The organism is Pseudomonas sp. B21_DOA, from assembly GCA_030544685.1.
GTDB classification, from domain to species: Bacteria; Pseudomonadota; Gammaproteobacteria; order Pseudomonadales; family Pseudomonadaceae; genus Aquipseudomonas; species Aquipseudomonas fluorescens_AO.
Genome location: CP086683.1, coordinates 161761 through 185324, shown reverse-complemented (window position 1 = coordinate 185324; position 23564 = coordinate 161761). Strand labels below are relative to the sequence as shown.

Sequence of the window (23564 nt, the reverse complement as noted above, 5' to 3'; positions counted from 1 at the left end):
AGGTTTTGAGTCGAATTCACAATTGTGTTTCAACCAGAACCTCTGTGGGAGCGGGCTTGCCCGCGATGCTTTTATTGGGCGCGCAGGCTCTCGAGCAACTTGTGCGTCGGGTAACCATCCGCCGGCCAGCCCAGCGCCTGCTGGGCACTGCGAATGGCCTTGCGCGTATTGGCGCCGATAATCCCGTCCGCTGTGCCGGCGTCGTAATTACGCGCGCTCAATAGCGTCTGCAGTTCGATGCGCTCGGTGCGGCTCAGCGGCAGATCATCTTTCGGCCAGTCGCCATTGATCAGGCCCGCGCCTTCAAAGCGCTCGGACAACAGGCTCACCGCCAGCGCATACGACGACGAATTGTTGTACTTGAGAATCGTCCGGAAGTTGTCGAGGATCAGGAACGCCGGGCCGCGATAACCGGCCGGCAGCAGCAGGGCGGCGGACAGTTGTTCGGATCCGGCTGGCACCTGCGCGCCGTTTGGCAGGTTCACACCCAGTTGCCGCCATTCGGCGACGCTTTTGCGAATCGCGCCATCGGCCAGGGTGTAGTTGAAGACACTCGGCAATTGCACTTCGAAACCCCACGGCTGGCCGCGTTGCCAGCCCGAGCTTTGCAGATAATGCGCGGTGGAGGCCAGCGCATCGGCCGGGCTGCCCCAGATGTCGCGGCGACCGTCACCGTCAAAGTCCACGGCGTGGGTGTTGTAAGTGGTCGGAATGAACTGGGTCTGGCCCATCGCGCCGGCCCAGGAGCCGAGCATTTTCTCCGGGGTGATATCGCCCTGTTGCAGAATCTGCAGGGCGGCAATCAATTGCGCGTGAGCAAAGCCAGGACGACGGCCTTCGTAGGCAAGGGTGGCCAGCGAGTTGATCACCGACTTGCTGCCCTGAAACTGACCGAAATTGCTTTCCATGCCCCACACCGACACCAGCGCCTGGCGATCAACGCCATAACGCTGCTCGATGCTTTGCAGAATGTCGGCGTACTGATTGATCAGCGCTTGGCCTTTGCGGACGCGCAGTGGCGACAGCGCACCGTCGAGGTATTCCCACACCGGGCGGGAAAATTCCGGCTGACTGCGATCGGCACGGATCACGCTGGCGTCGAAGCTGATGTTGGCAAATGCCTGATCGAACAGCTCGGGGCGAATCCCGGCGGCGAGGGCGTCCTTGCGGAAGCCCGCCTGCCATTCGGCAAAGGTCTGGGTCGGTTGAATATCGAGCGGGTCGGCGGACGGCACTACCGGCGGAATAATCGCTGGGGCCGTGGTAACCGGGGCGGCTTGAAGCGGTTGTGCATCGGCGGCGGTGGGTTTTTCCGCGCAGGCGACAAGCAGGATGAAGCTGGAGGCAGCGATCAATTGGCGCACGGGCCAACGACGGGAAAGACTTGGGGGCATGCACAGTTCCAGGGAAACGAATCAGGTGCAGACCTTAACATGAGCGAGGGGTAGTGCGCTTCAGGCAGCCAGAAAGTAAAAAGCCTCCCGGTTGTCAGACCGGAAGGCTTCGCGGCGGTAGCTGCCTTTGCCCTTGGCTGGTCGTTCCTGGCGGCTGCGGAACAAGGGCTGGGCGACGATGGATTTGGCCTTGTTGGGGCCATGCTTTGCAGGCTTTTTGCTCATGAGGGTTCTCTGGATTGAGTGGGTTTGGCGCGGCAAATAATCTGCCGATGTTGGGCGTCTGTCCAGTGCCTGTTGTGTAGGAATGTTCTGGCGCTTTCGCGAGCAAGCTCGCTCCCACATTTGGAATGCATTTCAATGTGGGAGCGAGCTTGCTCGCGAATGGCCGTTATGCGGGAAACAGGTTATTCGGCAGGAAGTGTCAGGCGCTGGCCTGCCATCAACAACGCCAGACGACTCAAGCTCATCCACGGCGAACCCGCCGCCTGGCCCTTGATCTGCGCGTCGATACGCTGCGCTTCGAGCAGCAATTGCGCCCAGCGTCGCGCCGAGTAGCGTTGCAGGGCTTTGCTCATCAGCGGCTTGCGCTTGTCCCAGACCGGCGGTTTCGACTGGCTGAAACACTTGTCCAGTGGCGTGCCCTGGCTGTATTGCAGGGAGATATTGGCCAGCAGGCGCAACTCCCGCGCCAGTGCCCAGAGAATCACGGGCGGCTCGACGCCTTCACCGCGCAAACCCTCGAGCATGCGCAAGGCGTGGGCCGGTTCACCGTTGAGCACCGCGTCGGTCAGGCCGAACACGTCGAACCGCGCACTGTCGGCGACGGCGGCTTGCACGGTTTCGACGGTGATCTGCCCACCTTCGGCCATCAGTTTGAGCTTTTCGATTTCCTGCGCGGCGGCGAGCAGGTTGCCTTCGACACGCGCGGCAATCAATTCGACCGCGTCCTGGCTGGCCGACAGGCCTGTCTGTGACAGGCGCTGACGAATCCAGCTCGGCAGCTGATTGGCATCCACCGGCCAGATCTGCACGAACTGGGTTTGTTGGCCTTCGACCAGCGCCTTGCCCCACTTGGTTTTCTGCGCGCTGCCATCGAGCTTCGGCAAGCTGATCAGCAGCACGGTATCTTCAGCGGGGCGCGAGCAGTATTCGATCAGCGCGGCGGCGCCCTTGTCGCCAGGCTTACCGGACGGCAGGCGCAGTTCCAGCAGGCGTTTTTCGGCGAAGAGCGACATGCTCGCGCCGGCCTGCAACAACGTCCCCCAATCGAAATTGGCGTCGGCGGCGAAGACCTGACGTTCGTCGAAACCTTGCTGGCGGGCAGCGGTGCGGATGGCGTCGGCGGCTTCCTGACACAGCAACGGGTCATCGCCGCTGATGATGTAGACCGGCGCGAGTGCACCTTGCAGGTGTTTGCCTAGTTGTGCGGGAGCGAGCTTCATAAGGAAGGGCGAGCGGGGCGCCTGGGCGCCCCGACCGTCTTACTGCTGCGGGATTTCGAGCGGCGACTGACGCGGAGTTTCCGCCTCGGCCTTCTGCGCCGCTTCCAGCGCATCGGCTTCAGCCTTGGCGCGGTCATTAGCGGTTTGCTGCAGTTGCTGCAACTGGCCCGGAGTCAGCTGCGACAGGCGCAGCATCATGCGCTGCACCAGCTCGCGGCGGATTTCATGACGGGCGTCATTGGCTTCCTGATCGGAGCCGACGAGGTTGTTGCCGTCGTGAATGAAGACTTTCTGCACTTCGAGCTTGTCGCTGACCAACGACAGGTTTTTCTCGCCGCGGATGTCATAGCTCAGCACGGTGCTGACCTGATACTCGCCTGTGCGACCGGCACCGGCATAGCTGAGAATTCGCTGGCTTTCCTGCTCGTCAGCCAGATACAACTTGTACGGCGCGCCGCTGTAAACCTTGACGCCGCTGGACTCCAGCGTCTGACGCAGCTGTGTCACGGTTTCGCCGTAAGCGTTACGCGCGCTCAGGTCGATTTCCTTGATCGACAGTTCGTTGGTGCCAGTACCACGCAACTGGAAACCGCAGGCGCTCAGCAGAACGGCGAGGCCCATCACCAGCAGATTGCGTTTGATCATTGTGTTGCTCCCTTGAAACCAGGTGAGCCGACTCTGCGGCCCGAAAGGTTTTACTGGGTGCCAGGCGAGCCCGGCACCCGATCCAATTTAGCTGGCGACGATATTGACCAGTTTGCCCGGCACCACGATCACTTTGCGAATGGTCAGGCCGTCGACGAAACGCAGCACGTTTTCGTTGATGCGCGCGGCGGCTTCGATCTCTTCGCGAGTGGCGCTGGCCGGCATTTCGATCTGCCCGCGCAGCTTGCCGTTGACCTGAATCACCAGGGTCAGGTTGTCCTGCACCAGCGCACTTTCGTCCACAGCCGGCCAGCCTGCATCGATCACCGCATCGGCGTGCCCCAACTGCTTCCACAGTTCATGGCTGATGTGCGGGGTGATCGGCGCCAGCAGCAGGGTCACCGCTTCCAGACCTTCGTGCAGCAATGCGCGGTCCTGTTCGGTGGCTTGCGCGGCTTTTTCCAGCACGTTCATCAGCGTCATCACCTGAGCGATGGCGGTGTTGAATTTGTGGTTCTGGCCGACGTCATGGCTGGCCTGCTTGATCGCCAGGTGAATCGCACGACGCACGGTCTTCTGCTCGTCGCTCAGAGCGGCGATATCCAGTTTGCCCGGCAAGCCTTGGGTGACGTGAGCCTGCGCCAGACGCCAGACGCGCTTGAGGAAACGGTGCGAACCTTCAACGCCGGAGTCGGACCACTCCGCGCTCATGTCAGGCGGCGAAGCGAACATCATGAACAGGCGGCAGGTGTCGGCGCCGAACTGGTCGATCATCGACTGCGGGTCGACGCCGTTGTTCTTCGACTTGGCCATCTTCTCGGTACCGCCGATTTCCACCGGCAGGCCGTCGGATTTCAGCTTGGCGCTGATGACTTTGGCCTTGCTGTCACGTTCGAGTTCGACGTCGGCCGGGTTGAACCAGGTGTAGGCACCATTGGCTTCGCGACGATAGTAAGTCTCGGCGATCACCATGCCCTGGGTCAGCAGGTTCTTGAACGGCTCGTTGGAGCTGACCAGACCTTCGTCACGCATCAGTTTGTGGAAGAAGCGCGCATAGAGCAGGTGCAGGATGGCGTGTTCGATACCACCGATGTACTGATCCACCGGCAGCCAGTGATCGGCTGCGGTTTTCTCGACCAGGCCACCTTCAAAGTGCGGCGAGGCGTAACGCGCGTAGTACCACGACGATTCGACGAAGGTGTCCATGGTGTCGGTTTCACGCTTGGCCGGCGCGCCGCATTTCGGGCAGCTGCACTCGTAGAACTCGGGCATGCGCGCCAGCGGCGAACCGGCGCCGTCCGGCACCACGTCTTCCGGCAGGACGACAGGCAGTTGATCTTCCGGCACCGGCACGTCGCCGCACGTTGCGCAGTGGATGATCGGGATCGGGCAGCCCCAGTAGCGCTGGCGGCTGATGCCCCAGTCGCGCAGGCGGAACTGGGTGCGCGAGGCGCCGAGTTGTTTCTTGATCAGGGCCACTTCCATGGCGTCGAACGCGCCGGCGAAGTCGAGGCCGTCGAATTCACCGGAGTTGATCAGCGTGCCGTGCTCGCCATAGGCGTCCTGCCATGGCGCCGGGTTGGTATCACCGGAGCTGGTGCGCACCACCGATTTCACCGGCAGGTTGTACTTGTGAGCGAATTCGAAATCGCGCTCGTCGTGCGCCGGAACCGCCATGACCGCGCCGTCGCCGTAGTGCATCAGCACGTAGTTGGCGACCCACACCGGGAGCTTTTCGCCGGTCAGCGGGTGCTCGACGAACAGGCCGGTCGGCAGGCCTTTCTTTTCCTGGGTGGCGACATCGGCTTCAGCGACGCTGCCGCCCTTGCATTCAGCGATGAACGCTTGCAGCTCAGGGTTGTTCTGCGCGGCCAGGGTGGCCAGCGGGTGCTCGGCGGCGACGGCGACATAAGTCGCGCCCATCAGGGTGTCCGGACGAGTGGTGAAAACTTTCAGGGTGCCGGCTTCGCCGATCGAGTCGACGTTGTACGGGAACTGCACTTCCATGCCACGGGATTTGCCGATCCAGTTGCGCTGCATGGTCTTGACCTGTTCCGGCCAGCCAGTCAGTTCGTCGAGGCTTTCCAGCAGTTCATCCGCGTAAGCGGTGATCTTGAAGTAGTACATCGGGATTTCGCGCTTTTCGATCAGCGCGCCGGAGCGCCAGCCACGGCCATCAATGACTTGCTCGTTGGCCAGCACGGTCTGGTCGACCGGGTCCCAGTTCACGGTGCCGTTCTTGCGGTAGATGACGCCTTTTTCGAACAGGCGGGTGAACAGCCATTGTTCCCAGCGGTAGTAGTCCGGCTTGCAGGTGGTCACTTCGCGGGACCAGTCCACCGCGAGGCCGAGGCTGCGCAGTTGCGACTTCATGTAGGCGATGTTTTCGTAGGTCCACTTGGCGGGCGCTACGTTGTTTTTCATCGCGGCGTTTTCCGCGGGCATGCCGAACGCATCCCAGCCCATTGGCTGCAGAACGTTCTTGCCCTGCATGCGCTGGTAGCGCGAGATCACGTCGCCGATGGTGTAGTTGCGCACGTGGCCCATGTGCAGCTTGCCGCTGGGGTAAGGGAACATCGACAGGCAGTAGTAGGTTTCCTTGCCTGGTTGTTCACTGACTTCAAAGGACTTTTGCTCATCCCAGAACGACTGGGCGGCGGCTTCGATCTCACGGGGCTGATATTGTTCGTGCATGGCTACTTTTGTACTGGATAGGGGTGGCCTAATCCTCTTCGACGGCGGCATCCGGGATGGCCCGGGTGCGCTGGAAGTGGAATGACAGGAAGCGCCGTAGCATACATGACCGCGCTTGGCCGAGGGAAACCCTGATTACAGCTGATTGTCCGCGCGTTTGCGTGGCGAGGGCCGTTGGTCGCGGCGTGTAGCCGGTTCGTGCAGCGAAGCTAAGCTCTAACTGGGGAGTGAGTCTTATCTTCAATGAGGTGAGGGATGGTGGAGCAACGGAAAAAACGTAACGAAACCCGAGTTGTACGAAAGGTTGATCGATCGTCTGGGCATGGCGCTGGACGCCGTGAAAACCGCTGACCGGCTGCGCGACGAGCGCCCCTGGAACTGGAATTGCGTGGCTTGAGCCCCGCCGAGTTCAAACTGGTCAAGGCCTATCTGGATCGCAGTGAACGTGAAACGCAGGGATGCCTGTCTCAAGCAGTGAAGCAGCTCGATGCGGCACATTCGGCCAAGGTCATCTGGCTCAAGGACAAGGCGCCGCGCAGAGACACCGGCAAGGTGCGTTCTGTGCAGGCCAAGTAAGCGCATGGCAGGTCATGAAACGGATCTTTTGCAACAGGATCCCGCCTATTGGTTGTAACTCGTAATTAACACTCTTAGGCTTCGGGCATCTTTGGAGATGCCCGATGCCCTTTCGCTATTTCATCAAACAACTTTTACTGCCGCCCGGCATTCTTTTGCTGCTGTTGCTGGCCGCCTGGTGGCTGCGCCGCTCCCGGCCGCGCCTGGCGGGCGTGTGTTTTGCCCTCGGTTTTGGCGGCCTGTGGTTGATGAGCCTGCCGGTGGTGGTGCAGTGGGGCGCCAAGGCATTGGAGCGCGAGCCACCGCTGCCCCGTCAGGAGTGGGCAACCCTGGCGCAACGCGCCGATGCGATTGTGGTCTTGGGCTCGGGGCGTGAGCGCGGTGATCTGGCCTGGGGCGAAGATCAGCCGACCGGCGTCGGACTGGAGCGTCAGCGTTACGCCGCACGCCTGGCCAAGGCATCGGGCTTGCCGATCCTGGCCAGCGGCGGCCTGCATTACGGCACGCCCCCGACCGAGGCGAAGTTGATGGCGGATTCGTTGCGTGATGACTTCGACGTGAGCGTGCGCTGGCAAGAAGGCGCGAGCCGCACCACATGGGAAAACGCCAGGATGACAGCGGATATTCTTTTGCTGCAGGGGATCAAGCGGGTCGTCGTGGTGACGCAGGCGTGGCACATGCCGCGGGCGGTGTGGAGCTTTGAACAGGCGGGGTTTGAAGTGGTGGCGGCACCGGTGGGTTTCCTCGGTACCGATAACGCTCGCCCGTTTGGCGGCTGGTTGCCGGAATTCAAATCGATCTGGCAGAGCGGGCAGTTGCTCAATGAAGCGGTGGGGCAGGTGGGCTATTCGTTGTTTTACCGCTGAAGATCATTGTGGCGAGGGATTTATCCCCGATGGGGCGCGTAGCGGCCCCTCTCTTACCTTCAGAAGAGGGACTGCTGCGCACTCCAGCGGGGATAAATCCCTCGCCACATTTCTCAGAGGGTCTTCGACATGCGGCTGGCCATCAGCGCCCAGCCAGACAGCAGCAGGCACAATACGATCAGCGGCCACGAGCGCCACTGCAGATATGGCGTCAGGTCGTGCATCGGCACCACTTCGCCGTACAGCACGCCTTGTTCGAACTGCGGAATCTGCTCGGTGATCTGCCCGAACGGGTTGATCAGGCCGGTAACGCCGTTGTTGGTCGCGCGGATCATCCAGCGTCCGGCTTCCAGTGCGCGCATCTGGGCCATTTGCAAATGTTGCAGCGGGCCGATCGAGGTGCCGAACCAGGTGTCGTTGCTGATCGTCAGCAGCAGATCGCTGCGTGCCGACAGGCCAGCGGCGAATTCCGGATAGACCACTTCGTAGCAGATAAACGGTGCAATCTGGTAACCCTTGGCCTGTAGCAGTGCCTGATCGGAAGGGCCGCGCGCGAAGTCCGACATCGGCAGGTCGAAGAACGCGATCAAACCGCGCAACACATCCTGCAACGGCACGTATTCGCCGAACGGCACCAGTTTCTGCTTCAGGTAAGTACCGTCGCCTTCGCCGACCACGGTGATGCCGTTGAAGAAGCGCCGCTCGTGATGCACGGTCTGACGAATCGGCACACCGGTGATCAACGCCGATTTACGCTCGGCGGCGAAGTTGCCCATCATGGTCAGGTAGCCCTCGGCGGACTCCTTCAACACCGGCACGGCGGTTTCCGGCCAGATCAGCAGATCGACCGGTTTGGAGCGGAAGCTCAGATCACGGTACAGCGCCAGTTGCGCGTTGAGCTCGGCCGGGTCCCATTTCATGCTTTGCGCGACGTTGCCCTGAATTGCGGCGACCGTCAGTGGTGCGCCGGACGGGCTGGTCCACGCGTGGCCTTTGAGGGCGATACCCGCCACCCAAGGGCCCAGCAGAAGTACCAGACCGGCCGCGATAAAGCCTTTGCGACGCGTCTGCAACAAGCGCGGCGCGTTGTAGATCAGCGCCGCCGTCAGTGCCAGAACAAACGACACCAGCCACATGCCGCCCACCGGAGCGAGCCCGGCCAACGGGCCGTCGAGCTGGCTGTAACCGGAATACAGCCACGGGAAACCGGTAAGGAACCAGCCGCGAAACGCTTCCTGCCCGACCCATAAAGCCGCAAACGCCAAGGCATCCGCCAGCGGTGCTTCGTTACGCCGCAACCAGCGCGCCCACAGCCAAGCGGGCAAGGCGAAGAACCAGGCAATCGCCGCGGTGAACAGCAGCATCAGGAACCCGGCGAGCAACACCGAAGCGCCACCGAAATGATGAATGCTGTAATAGATCCAACTGGTGCCGGCACCGAACAGGCCGAAGCCGAAGCACCAGCCACGGCCGAGCGCCTGACGCGGGCTCAGCTCACGCAAACCGGCGTAGAACAAACCGACCGCGAGCAACGCCAGCGGCCAGATGTTGAAAGGTGCCAGAGCGAAGGTGGTAATTGCACCGGCCGCCACGGCCAGCAGGTTACCGGGCCAGCCGGGGCGGGTTGTCCAGCGCATTTCAGTCCTTAGATTTCTTACCGGGCGATTGGGGTCAGACGCAGCAAATGAATCCGACGGCTGTCGGCATTCAGGATGCGGAAACGATAGGCGCCGATTTCAGTGATTTCGTTGCGTTTTGGCAAGTGGCCGAACGCGCTCATCACCAGACCGCCGACAGTGTCGAATTCGTCGTCGGAAAATTCGCTGTCGAAAAACTCGTTGAAGTTCTCGATCGGCGTCAGTGCCTTGATCAGGAAATCACCGCTGGGCAGCGGCTTGATGTAGCTGTCTTCTTCGACGTCGTGCTCGTCTTCGATATCGCCGACGATCTGTTCGAGGACGTCTTCGATGGTCACCAGACCGGCCACGCCGCCGTATTCGTCGATGACGATGGCCATGTGGTTGTGGTTGGCGCGGAACTCACGCAGCAACACGTTCAGACGCTTGGACTCCGGCACGAAGGTGGCCGGGCGCAGCAGGTCCTTGATGTTGAAGCTGTCGCCGTTCTCCTTGAGGATCAGCGGCAGCAGGTCCTTGGCCAGCAGCACGCCCATCACGTCGTCATGGCTTTCGCCGATCACCGGATAGCGCGAGTGGGCCGAGTCGACCACGGCAGGGAGGAATTCGCGGGGTGTCTGGGTCGCCTTGATGCTGATCATCTGCGAGCGCGGCACCATGATGTCGCGGACTTGCAGGTCAGCCACCTGGATGGCGCCTTCGACGATGGCCAGCGCTTCGCTGTCCAGCAGTTTGTTCTGGTGTGCATCACGCAGCAGCTCGAGGAGCTCCTGACGGTTCTTCGGCTCGTGGGCAAAAGCCTGGGTCAGTTTACCCAGCCATGACTTCTGCCCGTTGCTCGATCGATCTTCGCTCATAGCGATTACTCTGAATCCTTTGTTGTAACGATGGGGGAATGTTCGGTTTCGTCGTCCGCGTACGGATCGGGATAGCCCAGTTCAGCAAGCAACTCGCGTTCCAGTGCTTCCATTTCCTCGGCTTCGTCGTCATCTATATGGTCGTAACCGAGCAGATGCAAGCAGCCGTGAATGACCAGGTGAGCCCAGTGGGCCTTTAGTTCCTTGCCCTGTTCGGCGGCTTCGCGTTCGACCACGGCCGCGCAAATCACCAGATCGCCGAGCAGCGGGATATCGAGAAACTCATCAGGCACTTCCGCCGGGAACGACAACACATTGGTCGCGTAGTCCTTGTGGCGCCAGGTGTGATTGAGCTCGCGGCCTTCTTCCTCGTCGACCAGACGAATGGTCATTTCCGAGTCGGCGCTGCGCTGACGCAGGGCCAGTTCGCACCACTGGCGGAACTCGGCTTCACTCGGCGCGCTGGCCTCGGTGGCGATTTGCAGATCCAGCTCAAGCATCGCGCGAGGCTTCCTTCGCGGCTTCGGCACGGGTCTCGAAGCGCTCGTAGGCCTCGACAATCCGCTGCACCAACGGGTGGCGCACGACGTCTTTGGGCTGGAAGTGGGTGAAGCTGATGCCCGGCACGTCTTTCAATACTTCGATGACGTGGTGCAGCCCGGACTTGGTGCCGCGCGGCAGGTCGACCTGAGTGATGTCGCCGGTGATCACGGCGGTAGAGCCGAAGCCGATCCGCGTGAGGAACATCTTCATCTGTTCGACGGTGGTGTTCTGGCTTTCGTCGAGAATGATGAAGCTGTTGTTCAGCGTGCGACCGCGCATGTAGGCCAGCGGCGCGACCTCGATCACTTGTTTCTCGATGAGTTTGGCGACGTATTCGAAACCGAGCATTTCGTACAGCGCGTCATACAGCGGGCGCAGGTACGGGTCGATCTTCTGCGACAGGTCGCCGGGCAGAAAGCCGAGTTTTTCACCCGCTTCGACCGCCGGACGCACCAGCAGGATGCGGCGGATCTGCTCACGTTCCAATGCATCAACCGCACAAGCTACCGCCAGATAGGTCTTGCCGGTACCGGCCGGGCCGATGCCGAAGTTGATGTCGTTGCCGAGGATTTCCTTCACGTAGCGCTGCTGATTCAAGCCGCGCGGGCGAATCATGCCTTTCTTGGTGCGCAGGGCGACGGTCGGTTCGGCAGGGGCTGGATTGTCGAGATCGTCGCCGGCCGATTCCTGGATGAACAGGTGCACCAGATCGGGCGACAGCTCGGTACCCTTGGTTTCCCGGTACAGGCGGCGCAGCAGGTTTTCCGCGGACGTGGTGAGTTTTGGGTCGCCAATCAGCTCGAACTGGTTTCCGCGATTGCGGATCTCGATGGCCAGGCGCTGTTCGATCAAGCGCAGATGCTCGTCGAATTGCCCGCACAGATTGGCGAAGCGGCGAGCCTCAAAAGGCTCGAGGAGAAAACGATGTGGTTCGATAGGTGCGTTCAAGGTCGTATTTAGCCGCCCTGGGGCAATTAGGATGAAATCAAGGATAACGCCAGTGGCGTGGGTGCGAAAGCTCTTAAATATCTCAGCCGATCAGCGCCGCTGCGCTTTACCTGTGGGAGCGAGCCTGCTCGCGAAGGCGCCGACACATTCAACATTGATGTGTCTGACAGACCGCCTTCGCGAGCAGGCTCGCTTCCACAGGAGAAATGCGGCGTTATTGAATTAAAGAACCACGCAGTGAGTGCGGTTGCGCGGCGTCGATGTGCACATCGGCGAACTGGCCGATCAGGGTGGGATTGTCGCAGCGGAAGTTGACGATACGGTTATTCTCGGTGCGGCCCTGCAGTTCGCCCGGGTCTTTCTTTGAATAATCGGTCACCAGAATGCGCTGGATCGAGCCGACCATTTGTCGGCTGATTTCGAAACCCTGCTGATTCAAACGGTGTTGCAGCGCGTTCAGGCGTTCTTTCTTCAATTCCTCCGGGGTGTTGTCGGCCAGATCGGCAGCGGGCGTGCCCGGACGCTGGCTGTAGACGAACGAATAGGAGAAATCAAAGCCGACATCGGCGATCAGCTTCATGGTCTGTTCGAAGTCTTTCTCGGTTTCGCCGGGGAAGCCGACGATGAAGTCCGAACTGATGCAGATCCCTGGTACGGCGGCGCGCAATTTGCGCAGCTTGGATTTGTACTCCAGCGCCGTGTGGTTGCGCTTCATCGCCGCGAGAATACGATCCGAGCCTGACTGCACCGGCAAGTGCAGGTGTTTGACCAGTTCCGGCACTTCGGCGTGGGCCTGGATCAGGCTGTCGGAGAACTCCAGCGGGTGCGACGTGGTATAGCGAATGCGGTCGATGCCTTCGACAGCGGCGACCACACGAATCAGCTCGGCCAGATCGGCCAGACGACCGTCGTGGGTCTGGCCGCGATAGCCGTTGACGTTCTGCCCCAGCAGGGTGACTTCACGCACGCCGTGTTCGGCGAGGTGAATGATTTCCGCGATCACGTCATCGAACGGTCGGCTGACTTCTTCACCGCGGGTGTACGGCACCACGCAGAACGTGCAGTACTTGCTGCAGCCCTCCATCACCGACACGTAAGCACTCGGGCCGTCGATACGCGGCTCGGGCAGATGGTCGAATTTTTCGATTTCCGGGAACGACACGTCGACCTGCGGCAGCTTGCTGCTGCGCGCTGCGTCGATCATCTCCGGCAGGCGGTGCAGGGTCTGCGGGCCGAACACCACGTCGACGTACGGTGCGCGATCGCGGATCGCCGCGCCTTCCTGGCTCGCCACGCAACCGCCGACAGCGATGACCATGTCCGGATTGGCCAGTTTCAGTTCGCGCCAGCGGCCGAGTTGCGAATACACGCGGTCTTGCGCGCGTTCGCGGATCGAGCAGGTGTTGAGCAGAATCACGTCGGCGTCTTCCGCGCGAGCGGTGACTTCCAGGGCCTGATGTTCGCCCAGCAGATCGACCATGCGCGAGCTGTCGTACTCGTTCATCTGGCAACCGTGGGTTTCGATGTAAAGCTTCTTGGCCATGGATTCGGGTCGTCACGTGATTCAAAGAACCGCGCATTATAGGGAACAAGCCGTCAGGTTCCTACCGCTGTGCGTCCGGTGGCTATGCTATAGTTCGCGCCCTCATTTTTACCCCGATGTTATCCGCCCGCCATGACCAAACGCGAAGCTCCAATCTACAAGGTGATTTTCCTCAACCAGGGCCAGGTGTTCGAAATGTACGCCAAGCAGATCTATCAGAGTGATCTGTGGGGTTTCCTGGAAGTTGAAGAATTCGTCTTTGGCGAGCGCACGCAAATGGTCGTAGATCCGAGCGAAGAAAAGCTCAAGGCGCAGTTCGAAGGCGTGGTGCGCAGCTTTGTGCCGATGCATTCGATCGTGCGCATCGACGAGGTGGAACGTCTGGGCACACCGAAAATCAGCGAAGCCCGTGGTGCGGTCGGCAATGTCATGCCGTTTCCGATGCCGATGCCTGAAAAGTAACAGCGGATTCTGGATTGGAATGAGTTTGTGGTGAGGGATTTATCCCCGCTGGGCTGCGAAGCAGTCGCAATCCATCCAGCAATATGTGTCAGATAGAATCGGGTTGCAGGTTTTGGGGCCGCTTCGCAGCCCAACGGGGATAAATCCCCTCGCCACAGGTCATCTCCACAGCGCTTATGGCAGTGGTGAGAACGGCGTACGCCCATCGGCGCTCTGCAGTTCCATCAGGTATTTGCGGAAAATCTGCCCCAGCACCTGGGTGGCGGTTTCGAGATCTTCGCGGGACATTTTTTCCGAGACTTCGTCGGCCGTGTCCAGCGCCTCTTCGGCCCCGTTGACCGCTGCCATCTTAAGCACGATGTAGGCCTGGATATTATTGGCCTGCACACCTTCACCGCGGAAGAACATGCTGCCGAGCTTGAATTGCGCCTGGGCGTGGCCTTGCAACGAGGCCTTTTCGAAATAGCTCAGGGCTTGATTGAGGTCGCGCGGCGCGTTCTTGCCGTCGTAGTAGAACTCACCCAACTCGTATTGCGCTTGCGCGTCCCCTTCATCCGCCGCTTTCTGGCAGGCGGCCAATGCCTGCGTGACGTCTTGCGGCTGAGTATTGAGGGTGCAACGACCCATCGCCGGGATCAACAACGAGTTGCCGCCTGCTTGCGCATGCGCGAGCAGGGGCTGAAGGAGCAACAGGCAGCCCAATGCAAGGGTGCGGCCGGTGCGGTTCATGGGAATCGACTTACCTCTGAAGGGCACGCGGACCCGTCGAGGGATCCAATAAGCGCGCATTATGAAATAAGCGAGGCCAACCTTACAAAGTCTTTACTCGTTTTTCTGCTGCGTGGGGAATATATCGGCCGATTCAGGCAGGTTTTGCGCAGACACGTCGGAAAAACCGTGGCTATGTAGGTGAAAGCTGACGCTGGCTATAGCCAACGTCAGCGGTACGGCGATTATTTTAATGCAGCGAAGGCACGCTCGGCAGCGTCCAGCGTCAGTTGCAGCTCGGCTTCGCCATGGGCGATCGAGGTGAAACCGGCTTCGAACGCACTCGGCGCCAGGTACACGCCACCTTCCAGCATCAAGTGGAAGAAGCGCCCGAACAGTGCCGCGTCGCTGGCCATCACGTCGTCGAAGGTGACGATGTCGTCGGCGCCGCTGAAATACAGGCCGAACATGCCGCCGGCCTGAGTGGTCACGAACGGAATGCCGGCGGCATCGGCGCGCTGTTGCAGGCCGTCGAGCATGCGCGCGGTGTAGTCGGTCAGTTCGGCGTGGAAGCCCGGGCGGCTGATCAGACGCAGAGTCGTCAGGCCGGCGGCCATCGCCAGTGGATTACCCGACAGCGTACCGGCCTGATATACCGGACCCAGCGGGGCGATGCGCTGCATGATCTCGCGCTTGCCACCGAAGCAACCCACCGGCATGCCGCCGCCGATGATCTTGCCGAATGTGGTCAGGTCTGGCGTCACGCCGTAATGCGCCTGGGCACCGCCGAGGGCGACACGGAAACCGGTCATCACTTCATCGAAGATCAGCACCACACCATGTTTGTCGCACAGCGAGCGCAGGCCTTCGAGGAAGCCCGGCGCTGGCGGCACGCAGTTCATGTTGCCGGCGACCGGCTCGACGATGATGCACGCCACCTCTTCGCCCACTTCGGCGAGCATCGCTTCAACTGCGTCGATGTCGTTGAACGGCAGGGTCAGGGTGTGTTTGGCGAACGCTGCCGGCACGCCGGCCGAGCTCGGTACGCCCTGGGTCAATGCGCCGGAACCGGCCTTGACCAGCAGGCTGTCGGAGTGGCCGTGGTAGCAGCCTTCGAACTTGATGATGCTGTCGCGGCCGGTGAAACCACGGGCCAGACGAATCGCGCTCATGGTCGCTTCGGTGCCGGAGCTGACCATACGCACCATGTCCATCGACGGCACCAGCGAGCAGACCAGATCGGCCATCTCGGTTTCCATCGAGGTCGGCGCGCCGTAGGACAGGCCGTGTTGCAGCTGATTGCGCACCGCGTCGAGCACGTCCGGATGGCTGTGGCCGAGGATCATCGGCCCCCACGAACCCACATAATCGACATAACGCTTGTCGTCTTCGTCGGTGACGTGAGCGCCTTCGGCGTGTTTGAAGAACAGCGGGGTGCCGCCGACGCTCTTGAACGCGCGCACCGGCGAGTTTACGCCGCCGGGGATGTGTTTCTGAGCATTGGCAAACAGGGTTTCGGAACGAGACATGATCGGGCTCTCAAATCAGATTTTCAGAAGTTCGTTGAAGGCGCGGGCGCGGCGGGTCACTTCGGCGCTGCTCTCGGCGCCAAACAAACCGTGGATCACGGCGAGCAGATCGACACCGTGCTCGACCAGCGGCGCGGCGTTATCGAGGGTGATGCCGCCAATCGCGCAGATCGGCAAGTGCAGCGTGCGTTTGGCTTCGTCGAGCAAGCCGAGGCTGCAACTCGGCGCACCGGGTTTGGTGGTGGAATTGAAGAAGCGGCCGAAGGCAACGTAACTCGCACCTTCTTTGGCGGCCTGTTCGGCCAGGGCGATCTGCCCGTGACAGGTGGAGCCGATGATCGCTTTCGAACCGAGCAGGGCGCGGGTCGGCGACAGCGGGCCGTCGGTCTGGCCCAAATGCACACCGACGTTGAGGCGCGCGGCCAGTTCGGCGTCATCGTTGATGATCAACTGCGTCTTGTAGCGCTCGCACAAGTTGCGCAGCGCTTCGGCCTCGCGCAGGCGGCGGGCCTCGTCGCTGCTCTTGTCGCGGTATTGCAGCAGGATGACGCCACCTTCCAGCGCCGCCTCCACGTAAGACAGAAACTTGCCGGCCAGCAACTGGCTGTCGGTGATGGCATACAGGCCACGTAGTTTCATCGGGCAGACCTCACGAGGTTACGAGCAGAAATCCAGCGGCAGGCGACGCGGCACGAACTGGCCTTTGCCCAGTTGTTCGGCATCGCGCAGCGTCCGCCAGGTGTAATCCAGCGCACTGCGCACGGCACTGGCCAAGTGTTCGCCCTGAGCGAGTCGCCCGGCCAAAGCGCTGGCCAGCGTACAGCCGGAGCCGTGATAGCTACCCGGCAGACGCTGGCAGATAAAGGTTTCGCGCAGGCCGTCGCGGCTGTACACGCGGTTGTGGATTTCAGTTTCGTCGCCATGGCCGCCGGTGATCAGCAGGTTTTTGATGAATGGCAGAAGTTTTTCCGCGCACTCGTCGGCCGTACCCTCGGGCAGTTCGGCAAGGATTCGCGCCTCGGGAAGATTCGGGGTAGCAATGATCGACAGCGGCAACAGACGCTCGCGCATCGCGTAGCCGACCTCGTCCTTGCCCAGGCGTCCGCCGCCGCCGGCACGCAGCACCGGGTCGCAGACCACCGGCAGATGCGGGTGCGCCGAGAGCAGTTCGACGACCGTGTCGACCATCTCCAGCGAGCCGAGCATGCCCAGTTTCACCGCCGCGACTTCGGAGTCGTTGAGCACGGCGTTGGCCTGGGCCAATACCCACTCACGGTCGAGGACGCGGAAGTCAGTGACGTTGACGGTGTCTTGCACGGTCAGGGCGGTGACGGCCGGAGCCGCATGGCAACCCTGCGCGAGCAAGGCTTCGATATCTGCCTGCAAGCCGGCGCCACCACTGGGGTCGTGGCCGGAGAGACAGAGGACAACGGGGCGGGAGCTGTAGATATTCATGGTGCGCGAGCTTACCACCAAAGCTGATTTTGGGGTTCAGTACTCACGGTGTTTGCGAGCAGATTGTCGGACAACCCCGCAGTCTTTATTTGGAGCACATTTGTGGCGAGGGATTTATCCCCGTTGGGCTGCGAAGCGGCCCCAAACCCTGCAATCCGGTTCTTTCTGACACATCTCGCTGGATGGACTTGCGACTGCTTCGCAGCCGAACGGGGATAAATCCCCTCGCCACAATTGGTCATCTATCAAGGAGGCTGTCGTCGCGAGTTGACCAACCCAACAGCTCTATCTCGGTGCTTTGCCCTGGAACGCCCGTTCTAGAGCCGTTGTAGGAAAAATTTCCATGGTGCTCAATGGCCATCAGCGGCTATGCTAGTCTGGATCCAAACAATCATAGGTAATACCGGTTTTACGTCTACTCAAAGGGAATGGGGGCTTCCTGACACAACCGGACGAGCCACGCTGGGGCTTCAATGCGCTATTTGCTGATGTTGCTGTTCTGCTTGCCCCTCATGGCGAGCGCTGTCGAATTCGACGAATTCACCCAGAGCCTGCCGCTGGGCCGATCGCTGCAAGTGTTCGAAGACCCGAGCGGTCAGGCGACGATTGCCGACGTCCGCGCACAGGATGCCGCCGGCCATTTCAAAGCCCACGACAAGGCCACGCTCAATGCCGGTTACTCGCGTTCGGCGTTCTGGCTGAAGATCGATCTGCATTACCGCCCGAGCAACCCGGTCGCCCAGCGCACCTGGCTGCTGGAACTGGCGTATCCGCCGCTTGATCACCTCGATCTGTACTTGCCCGACGCCAGCGGCGACTACCGACTGGTGCGCCAGACCGGCGATGCTTTGCCGTTCGCCAGCCGCGAGATCCGCCAGAACAATTACCTGTTCGATCTGCCGTTCAAACCGAATCAGCAACAGACGTTGTACCTGCGCCTGGCCAGCGAAGGCTCGATCCAGGCGCCGGTGACGTTGTGGTCGAGCACCGCGTACCTCGAAGACCAACCGGTGCGCCTGTATGTGCTCGGCATCATTTATGGCGTGCTGCTGGGGATGCTGGTCTACAACCTGTTCATCTACCTGAGCGTGCGCGACACCAGTTACCTCTATTACATCTTCTACATTGGCTCATTCGGCCTCTATCAATTGTCGGTGAACGGCGCGGCGGTCGAGTATTTCTGGCCGGACAACCCGTGGTGGGCCAACGCCGCGACGCCGTTTTTCATCGGTTGCGCCGGGCTGTTCGGCAGCCAGTTCGCTCGCAGTTTCCTGCAGACCAAGACTCACAGCCCTTGGCTGGACCGTTTGCTGATCGGTCTGGTTGCCTTCAGTGCGCTGGTGATCGGTCTGTCGCTGATGACCAGTTACGCCCTGGCCCTGCGCCTGGCGACCACACTGGCGCTGACCTTCACCGTGGTGATCTTTGCCGCCGGGATTCTCGCCTGGTGGCGCGGCTTGCGGGTGGCGCGTTACTTCATCATCGCCTGGTCGGCATTTTTGCTCGGCGGCATCGTCAATACGCTGATGGTGTTGGGCCTGCTGCCCAACGTGTTCCTGACCATGTACGCCAGCCAGATCGGCTCGGCCATCGAGGTGGCTCTGCTGTCGCTGGCGCTGGCCGATCGCATCAACGCCATGCGCGAGCAGCAGGCGCAGACGCTGTACGACGCCGGGCAGAAACTCGAAGTGCTCAACCAGCAACTGGCCCACAGCAACAAACTGAAAGATGAATTCCTCGCCACCCTGACCCACGAACTGCGCACGCCGATGAACGGCGTGATCGGTTCGCTGGAGCTGATGCAGACCGTCGACCTCGATCCCGAGCTTGAGCAATATCAACAGACCGCCGCCGGTTCTGCCCGCGACATGATGCGCATGGTCAATGGCATTCTCACACTCACCGAATTGCAGGCCGGCAAGCTCAAGGCGTCGCCGGGTACGTTCAGCCTGCGCGGCGTAGTCGAGGCATTGCGCGTGCAGTTCGAGGGGAATGCGACGAGCAAGTCGCTGGATTTCAAGGTCGAGGTCTTGCCGACCCTGCCGGATCGCCTGCATGGCGACAGCGCGAAACTGGCGCAGTGTCTGGAATGCCTGCTCGACAACGCCATCAAGTTCACCCGCGTCGGCGGCCTGGCGCTACGCGTTACCGGGCGGCCGTCGACGGATAACTGCATGGCGCTGTCGTTTGCGGTGATCGACACCGGTATCGGTTTCACTGATCTGGGCGAGGCCACGCTGTATCAGCGTTTTTTCCAGCTCGACGGTTCGATGACTCGCGAATACGGCGGCCTGGGGTGGGTCTGGCGATCTGTCGGCAACTGGTCGAATTGCTCGGCGGCAAACTCACCCACCGCTCCGAGCCCGGAAGCGGCAGCCGCTTCCAGCTCGATGTCGAATTCGAACTGCCGGTGATCGAAACACCTGCGGATCAGCCGACCCGCGATTGCACGCGTGCGCCGCAGGACTGCACGGTGCTGCTGGTGGACGACAACAGCGTCAACCAACTGGTGATGCGCGGCATGTTGCTCAAGCTCGGTTTCCGCGTGCGCAGCGCTGATAACGGCGCCGCTGCGCTGGACTGCCTGCAACGGGAAAGCTTCGATGCGGTGCTGATCGACTGCCAATTGCCCAGCCACGAAGGCGCATCGCTGTGCTGCCAGATCCACGCGCTGCCGGGCTGCGCGCACCTGCCGGTGTTCATGCTGGCGCTGGGCGCGGATCGCGAGCAATGCGCGCCGGGCGCGGCCATCGACTATCTGGCCAAACCGGTGAAATTCGAGGATCTGCAAGCTGCATTGCAGCGCCGCGTGCTCAGTTGCTGATGGGGTAAAAGCGCCGCAAAAACGGCGCGTATGACACTTTGTTCAAAAAGCACCAGTGCTTAACTGGTGCCATTGCTGAACACGGAGTGCCGTCATGAACCTGCATCAGTTCGCCGAAACCCACGAAGTCACCAATCAGCCGCCGTCGCTGGACGGCACCAACCTGTACCGCATCGACCTGCCGCTCCAGGAGTGGTCGCGGCGTTTTGGCGCCGGTTGGGCCGAGTCGCGTATCGATGCCTACGGCGCACTGGCGGGCGGGCCTTTGATGGAGGCGGGGTTTCTCGCCAACCAGAACAAACCGGTATTTGCCAGCCATGATCGCTACGGTCACCGCATCGATCTGGTCGAATTTCACCCGGCTTACCACGAGCTCATGCGCAGCGCGATCGAGCATGGCCTGACCTCGCTGCCCTGGGCGCACCCGCAGGACGGCGCACATGTCGCCCGCGCTTCGATGACCTATCTGCATAGCCAGGCCGAGGCCGGCAGTGGTTGCCCGTTGACCATGACCTTCGCCAGCGTGCCGGCCCTGCGCTTGCAGCCGAACCTGGCCGAGCAGTGGCTGCCAAAAGTCCTCGCCACCGAATACGATCCGCGCAACGTCGGCATGGCGCACAAGGCCGGCGTGACCATCGGCATGGCGATGACCGAGAAGCAGGGCGGCACCGACGTTCGCGCCAACACCACCAAGGCTTACCCGGTCGGCGCCAGCGGCCCGGGTCAGGCTTATGAGCTGGTCGGGCACAAGTGGTTCTGCTCGGCGCCGATGTGCGATGCCTTCCTCACATTGGCGCAAACCGACAAGGGCTTGAGTTGCTTCCTGCTGCCGCGCCATCGCCCGGACGACACGCGCAATCAGTTCTACATTCAGCGTCTGAAAAACAAACTCGGCAACCAGTCCAACGCCTCCAGCGAGGTGGAGTTTCGTGGCGCGCTGGCCTGGATGATCGGCGAAGAAGGGCGCGGCGTGCCGACCATTATCGAGATGGTGGCGATGACCCGTTTCGATTGCATGGTTGGTTCCAGCTCGCTGATGCGCCAGGCGCTGACCCAGGCCAGCCATCACTGCGCGCACCGCAAGGTTGGCGGCAAATTGCTCAGCGAGCAGCCGCTGATGCAAAACGTACTCGCCGATCTGGCGCTGGAGAGCGAAGCGGCGTTGGCGCTGAGTCTGCGCATGGGCAAGGCGCTGGACCATCTGAATGATCGCCACGAAGCGCAGTTCGCGCGGCTGGTGACGGCAGTGGGCAAATACTGGATCTGCAAGCGTGCGCCGGGGATGATCAACGAGGCCGCCGAATGCATGGGCGGTGCTGGATACGTCGAGGACAGCATCCTGCCGCGCCTGTACCGCGAAGCGCCGGTGAATTCGACGTGGGAAGGGTCGGGGAATGTGCAATGTCTGGATGTGCTGCGCGCATTGTCGAAGGAGCCGGGTGTGTTGGATGTGCTGTTCAGCGAATTGGGCGACGGTCATGGCGACAAGCGTCTGGCCGCGCACATTCAGCAGTTGCAGGCGCAGTTCAAGGACACCAGTGATATTCAGTATCGGGCGCGGCAGTTGACCGAAGACATTGCCCTTGGATTGCAGGCCAAACTCCTGTTGGAGGCGGGGAATTCAGCCGTCAGCGATGCTTTCATTGCCAGCCGTCTGAGCGGTGGAGGTCGCGTCTACGGCGCGTTGCCGCGTGGGCTGGACGTCGAACCCATCGTCGCACGCTCGACCCCACAGCTTTTCTAACCGCAATTTTCCCGACACCACAAAACCCTGTGGAGCTGGCTTGCCAGCGATGGCGGTCTGTCAGTCAACATCGATGTTGAATGTGACGGCCTCATCGCTGGCAAGCCAGCTCCCACAGGATTCGGGTTACCTGAAAGATTTCGGTACACCCACAACGCCACTGTTCCCGTGCGTCCACGATGCAGGCAAGATGAAGCCCTGCAAGTCAGAACACAGGAAGCTGATCGTGACCGAAGCGTTTATTGTCGTTCAAACCGCCGAACAAGCCGTGGATCGTCTGGCCGAGCTGCATGAGCGGGCCACCACTGCGCTGAATTCTGCCCTCAAGCGTTACCTCAAGGACCGCGTCGAGCCCGACGCCGAGCAGCGTGCCCTGTTTCGTTATCCCGAATTGCGTCTGACCTACCACTGCCAGGGTGAAGTGCCGCAGACCACCCGCGCTTACGCCAAGGTGCAGTTGCCGGGCACTTACAGCGTCACCGTCACCCACCCGGCGGCGTTTCGCAAATACCTGCTTGAACAGCTGACACCGTTGATGCATGACTTCACCGTGACCGTCGAAGTCGGCGTCAGCCAGCAGAACATTCCGTATCCGTACGTGGTTGAGCAGGGCGATGAACTGGCCGGCTCCGGTGTCACTGCGGCAGTGCTGGCGCGGGTGTTCCCGAGTACTGACCTGTCCGCCGCCACCGATGGCATCGCCGACGGCCTCTATGACTGGGAAAACACCGATCCGCTGCCACTGGCGCTGTTCGACGCCGCGCGCGTGGACTTCTCCCTGCGCCGTCTGGTGCATTACACCGGCAGCGACTGGCGCCATGTGCAGCCGTGGATTCTGCTGACCAACTATCACCGCTACGTCGACCAGTTCATCGTTCATGGTCTTGAGCAGTTGCGCAACGATCCGCGTTTCGTGCGCATGGTCCTGCCGGGCAATGTGATCATCGAGAAGAGCATGGACCACGGCGAAGCTTCGGCAATCGCCGCCGGTGTGGTCTGGCACCGTTACCAGATGCCGGCCTATCACCTGATCGCCAGCGATGGCCACGGTGTGACGCTGGTGAATATCGGCGTCGGCCCGTCCAACGCCAAAAACATCACCGATCACCTGGCCGTGCTGCGCCCGCATTGCTGGCTGATGATCGGCCACTGCGGCGGCCTGCGTCAGTCGCAGACTATCGGCGACTACGTGCTGGCTCACGCCTACATGCGTCGCGATGGCATTCTCGATCGCGTGGTGCCGCCGAATATTCCGATCCCGGCACTGGCCGAAGTGCAGCTTGCTCTGCAGCAGGCAGCGGCGAATGTCACCGGCGAGAAGGGCGACGATCTGAAGAAGCGCCTGCGCACCGGCACGGTTCTGACCTACGACGACCGTAACTGGGAATTGCGCTGGGCTCAGGAACGGCCACTCATCAACTTGTCCCGCGCAGTGGCGGTGGACATGGAAAGCGGCACGATCGCCGCGCAAGGTTATCGCCTGCGGGTGCCCTACGGCACGTTGCTCTGTGTTTCGGACAAGCCGCTGCACAGCGAAATCAAACTGCCGGGCTCGGCCAATGCCTTCTATGAACGCGCAGTCAGCCAGCATTTGAAAATCGGCATCGAAGCGGTGGATCTGCTGCGCACCGAACTCAATTCGCTGCACTCGCGCAAACTGCGCAGCTTCGACGAGCCGCCGTTCCGGTAACGGT

The 23564-nt window shown here is 61.3% G+C and carries 18 protein-coding genes and 2 pseudogenes; 6 read left to right on the top strand and 14 right to left on the bottom strand.

Annotated elements, in window-relative coordinates; all coding sequences use genetic code 11:
- Positions 1-71 precede the first annotated feature (71 nt).
- From LJU32_00885 to leuS, 5 genes are all read right to left on the bottom strand, one after another.
- Entirely contained in the window at positions 72-1394 is a 1323-nt protein-coding gene (locus tag LJU32_00885) for a lytic murein transglycosylase (GenBank protein ID WKV89099.1), read from the bottom strand.
- Between the two features lie 60 nt (positions 1395-1454).
- Entirely contained in the window at positions 1455-1619 is a 165-nt protein-coding gene (gene arfA / locus LJU32_00880; GenBank protein ID WKV89098.1) for a ribosome alternative rescue factor ArfA, read from the bottom strand.
- Positions 1620-1801: 182 nt separating this feature from the next.
- Positions 1802-2839 carry a DNA polymerase III subunit delta gene (holA, locus tag LJU32_00875; protein WKV89097.1) on the bottom strand — a complete coding sequence of 346 codons (1038 nt, stop codon included), beginning with the start codon at positions 2837-2839 and terminating at the stop codon, positions 1802-1804.
- A 39-nt stretch (positions 2840-2878) separates the two neighbouring features.
- Positions 2879-3484 carry an LPS assembly lipoprotein LptE gene (lptE, locus tag LJU32_00870; protein ID WKV89096.1) on the bottom strand — a complete coding sequence of 202 codons (606 nt, stop codon included), beginning with the start codon at positions 3482-3484 and terminating at the stop codon, positions 2879-2881.
- A gap of 87 nt (positions 3485-3571) precedes the next feature.
- Positions 3572-6178 carry a leucine--tRNA ligase gene (gene leuS, locus LJU32_00865; protein WKV89095.1) on the bottom strand — a complete coding sequence of 869 codons (2607 nt, stop codon included), beginning with the start codon at positions 6176-6178 and terminating at the stop codon, positions 3572-3574.
- Positions 6179-6470: 292 nt separating this feature from the next.
- Here leuS and LJU32_00860 point away from each other — a divergent pair.
- Together LJU32_00860 and LJU32_00855 are read left to right on the top strand one after the other, a co-directional pair.
- Positions 6471-6754 (top strand): annotated as a pseudogene (locus tag LJU32_00860) (hypothetical protein).
- A gap of 104 nt (positions 6755-6858) precedes the next feature.
- Positions 6859-7620 (top strand): YdcF family protein, encoded by a 762-nt coding sequence (locus LJU32_00855; protein WKV89094.1) that lies wholly within the window; start codon positions 6859-6861, stop codon positions 7618-7620.
- 113 nt (positions 7621-7733) lie between these two features.
- On the opposite strand, the gene lnt is transcribed toward LJU32_00855, so the two are convergent.
- The 5 genes from lnt to miaB all read right to left on the bottom strand — a co-directional run bounded on the left by lnt (position 7734) and on the right by miaB (position 13148).
- The gene (gene lnt / locus LJU32_00850) at positions 7734-9257 is read right to left on the bottom strand and encodes an apolipoprotein N-acyltransferase (GenBank protein WKV89093.1); all 1524 of its coding nucleotides are present in this window, start codon (positions 9255-9257) and stop codon (positions 7734-7736) included.
- 17 nt (positions 9258-9274) lie between these two features.
- Positions 9275-10114: an HlyC/CorC family transporter gene (locus LJU32_00845; protein ID WKV89092.1), complete on the bottom strand. Its 840-nt coding sequence runs from the start codon at positions 10112-10114 to the stop codon at positions 9275-9277.
- 5 nt (positions 10115-10119) lie between these two features.
- Positions 10120-10614: an rRNA maturation RNase YbeY gene (gene ybeY / locus LJU32_00840; GenBank protein ID WKV89091.1), complete on the bottom strand. Its 495-nt coding sequence runs from the start codon at positions 10612-10614 to the stop codon at positions 10120-10122.
- Positions 10607-11605, bottom strand: coding sequence for a PhoH family protein (locus tag LJU32_00835; protein WKV89090.1), 999 nt, complete (start codon positions 11603-11605; stop codon positions 10607-10609). The genes ybeY and LJU32_00835 overlap by 8 nt, the downstream gene beginning before the upstream one ends.
- 214 nt (positions 11606-11819) lie before the next feature.
- Positions 11820-13148 carry a tRNA (N6-isopentenyl adenosine(37)-C2)-methylthiotransferase MiaB gene (gene miaB / locus LJU32_00830; GenBank protein WKV89089.1) on the bottom strand — a complete coding sequence of 443 codons (1329 nt, stop codon included), beginning with the start codon at positions 13146-13148 and terminating at the stop codon, positions 11820-11822.
- 132 nt (positions 13149-13280) lie between these two features.
- Between miaB and LJU32_00825 the strand changes: the two genes are divergently transcribed.
- Positions 13281-13610 carry a DUF1820 family protein gene (locus LJU32_00825; protein ID WKV89088.1) on the top strand — a complete coding sequence of 110 codons (330 nt, stop codon included), beginning with the start codon at positions 13281-13283 and terminating at the stop codon, positions 13608-13610.
- Between the two features lie 174 nt (positions 13611-13784).
- On the opposite strand, the gene LJU32_00820 is transcribed toward LJU32_00825, so the two are convergent.
- The 4 genes from LJU32_00820 to LJU32_00805 all read right to left on the bottom strand — a co-directional run bounded on the left by LJU32_00820 (position 13785) and on the right by LJU32_00805 (position 17302).
- Positions 13785-14339: a sel1 repeat family protein gene (locus LJU32_00820; protein ID WKV89087.1), complete on the bottom strand. Its 555-nt coding sequence runs from the start codon at positions 14337-14339 to the stop codon at positions 13785-13787.
- Between the two features lie 224 nt (positions 14340-14563).
- Positions 14564-15847: a glutamate-1-semialdehyde 2,1-aminomutase gene (gene hemL / locus LJU32_00815; protein WKV89086.1), complete on the bottom strand. Its 1284-nt coding sequence runs from the start codon at positions 15845-15847 to the stop codon at positions 14564-14566.
- A gap of 15 nt (positions 15848-15862) precedes the next feature.
- Positions 15863-16486, bottom strand: coding sequence for a thiamine phosphate synthase (thiE, locus tag LJU32_00810; GenBank protein WKV89085.1), 624 nt, complete (start codon positions 16484-16486; stop codon positions 15863-15865).
- Positions 16487-16504: 18 nt separating this feature from the next.
- Positions 16505-17302, bottom strand: a complete 798-nt coding sequence (locus LJU32_00805; protein WKV89084.1) for a hydroxymethylpyrimidine/phosphomethylpyrimidine kinase — start codon at positions 17300-17302, stop codon at positions 16505-16507.
- A gap of 473 nt (positions 17303-17775) precedes the next feature.
- Between LJU32_00805 and LJU32_00800 the strand changes: the two are divergent.
- From LJU32_00800 to amn, 3 genes and pseudogenes are all read left to right on the top strand, one after another.
- Positions 17776-20126: pseudogene (locus LJU32_00800) on the top strand (response regulator).
- 94 nt (positions 20127-20220) lie between these two features.
- Positions 20221-21870, top strand: a complete 1650-nt coding sequence (locus tag LJU32_00795) for an acyl-CoA dehydrogenase family protein (GenBank protein WKV89083.1) — start codon at positions 20221-20223, stop codon at positions 21868-21870.
- A gap of 190 nt (positions 21871-22060) precedes the next feature.
- A complete protein-coding gene (gene amn / locus LJU32_00790) occupies positions 22061-23560 on the top strand; it encodes an AMP nucleosidase (protein WKV89082.1) in 1500 nt (499 codons plus the stop codon).
- The last annotated feature ends 4 nt before the right edge of the window (positions 23561-23564 follow it).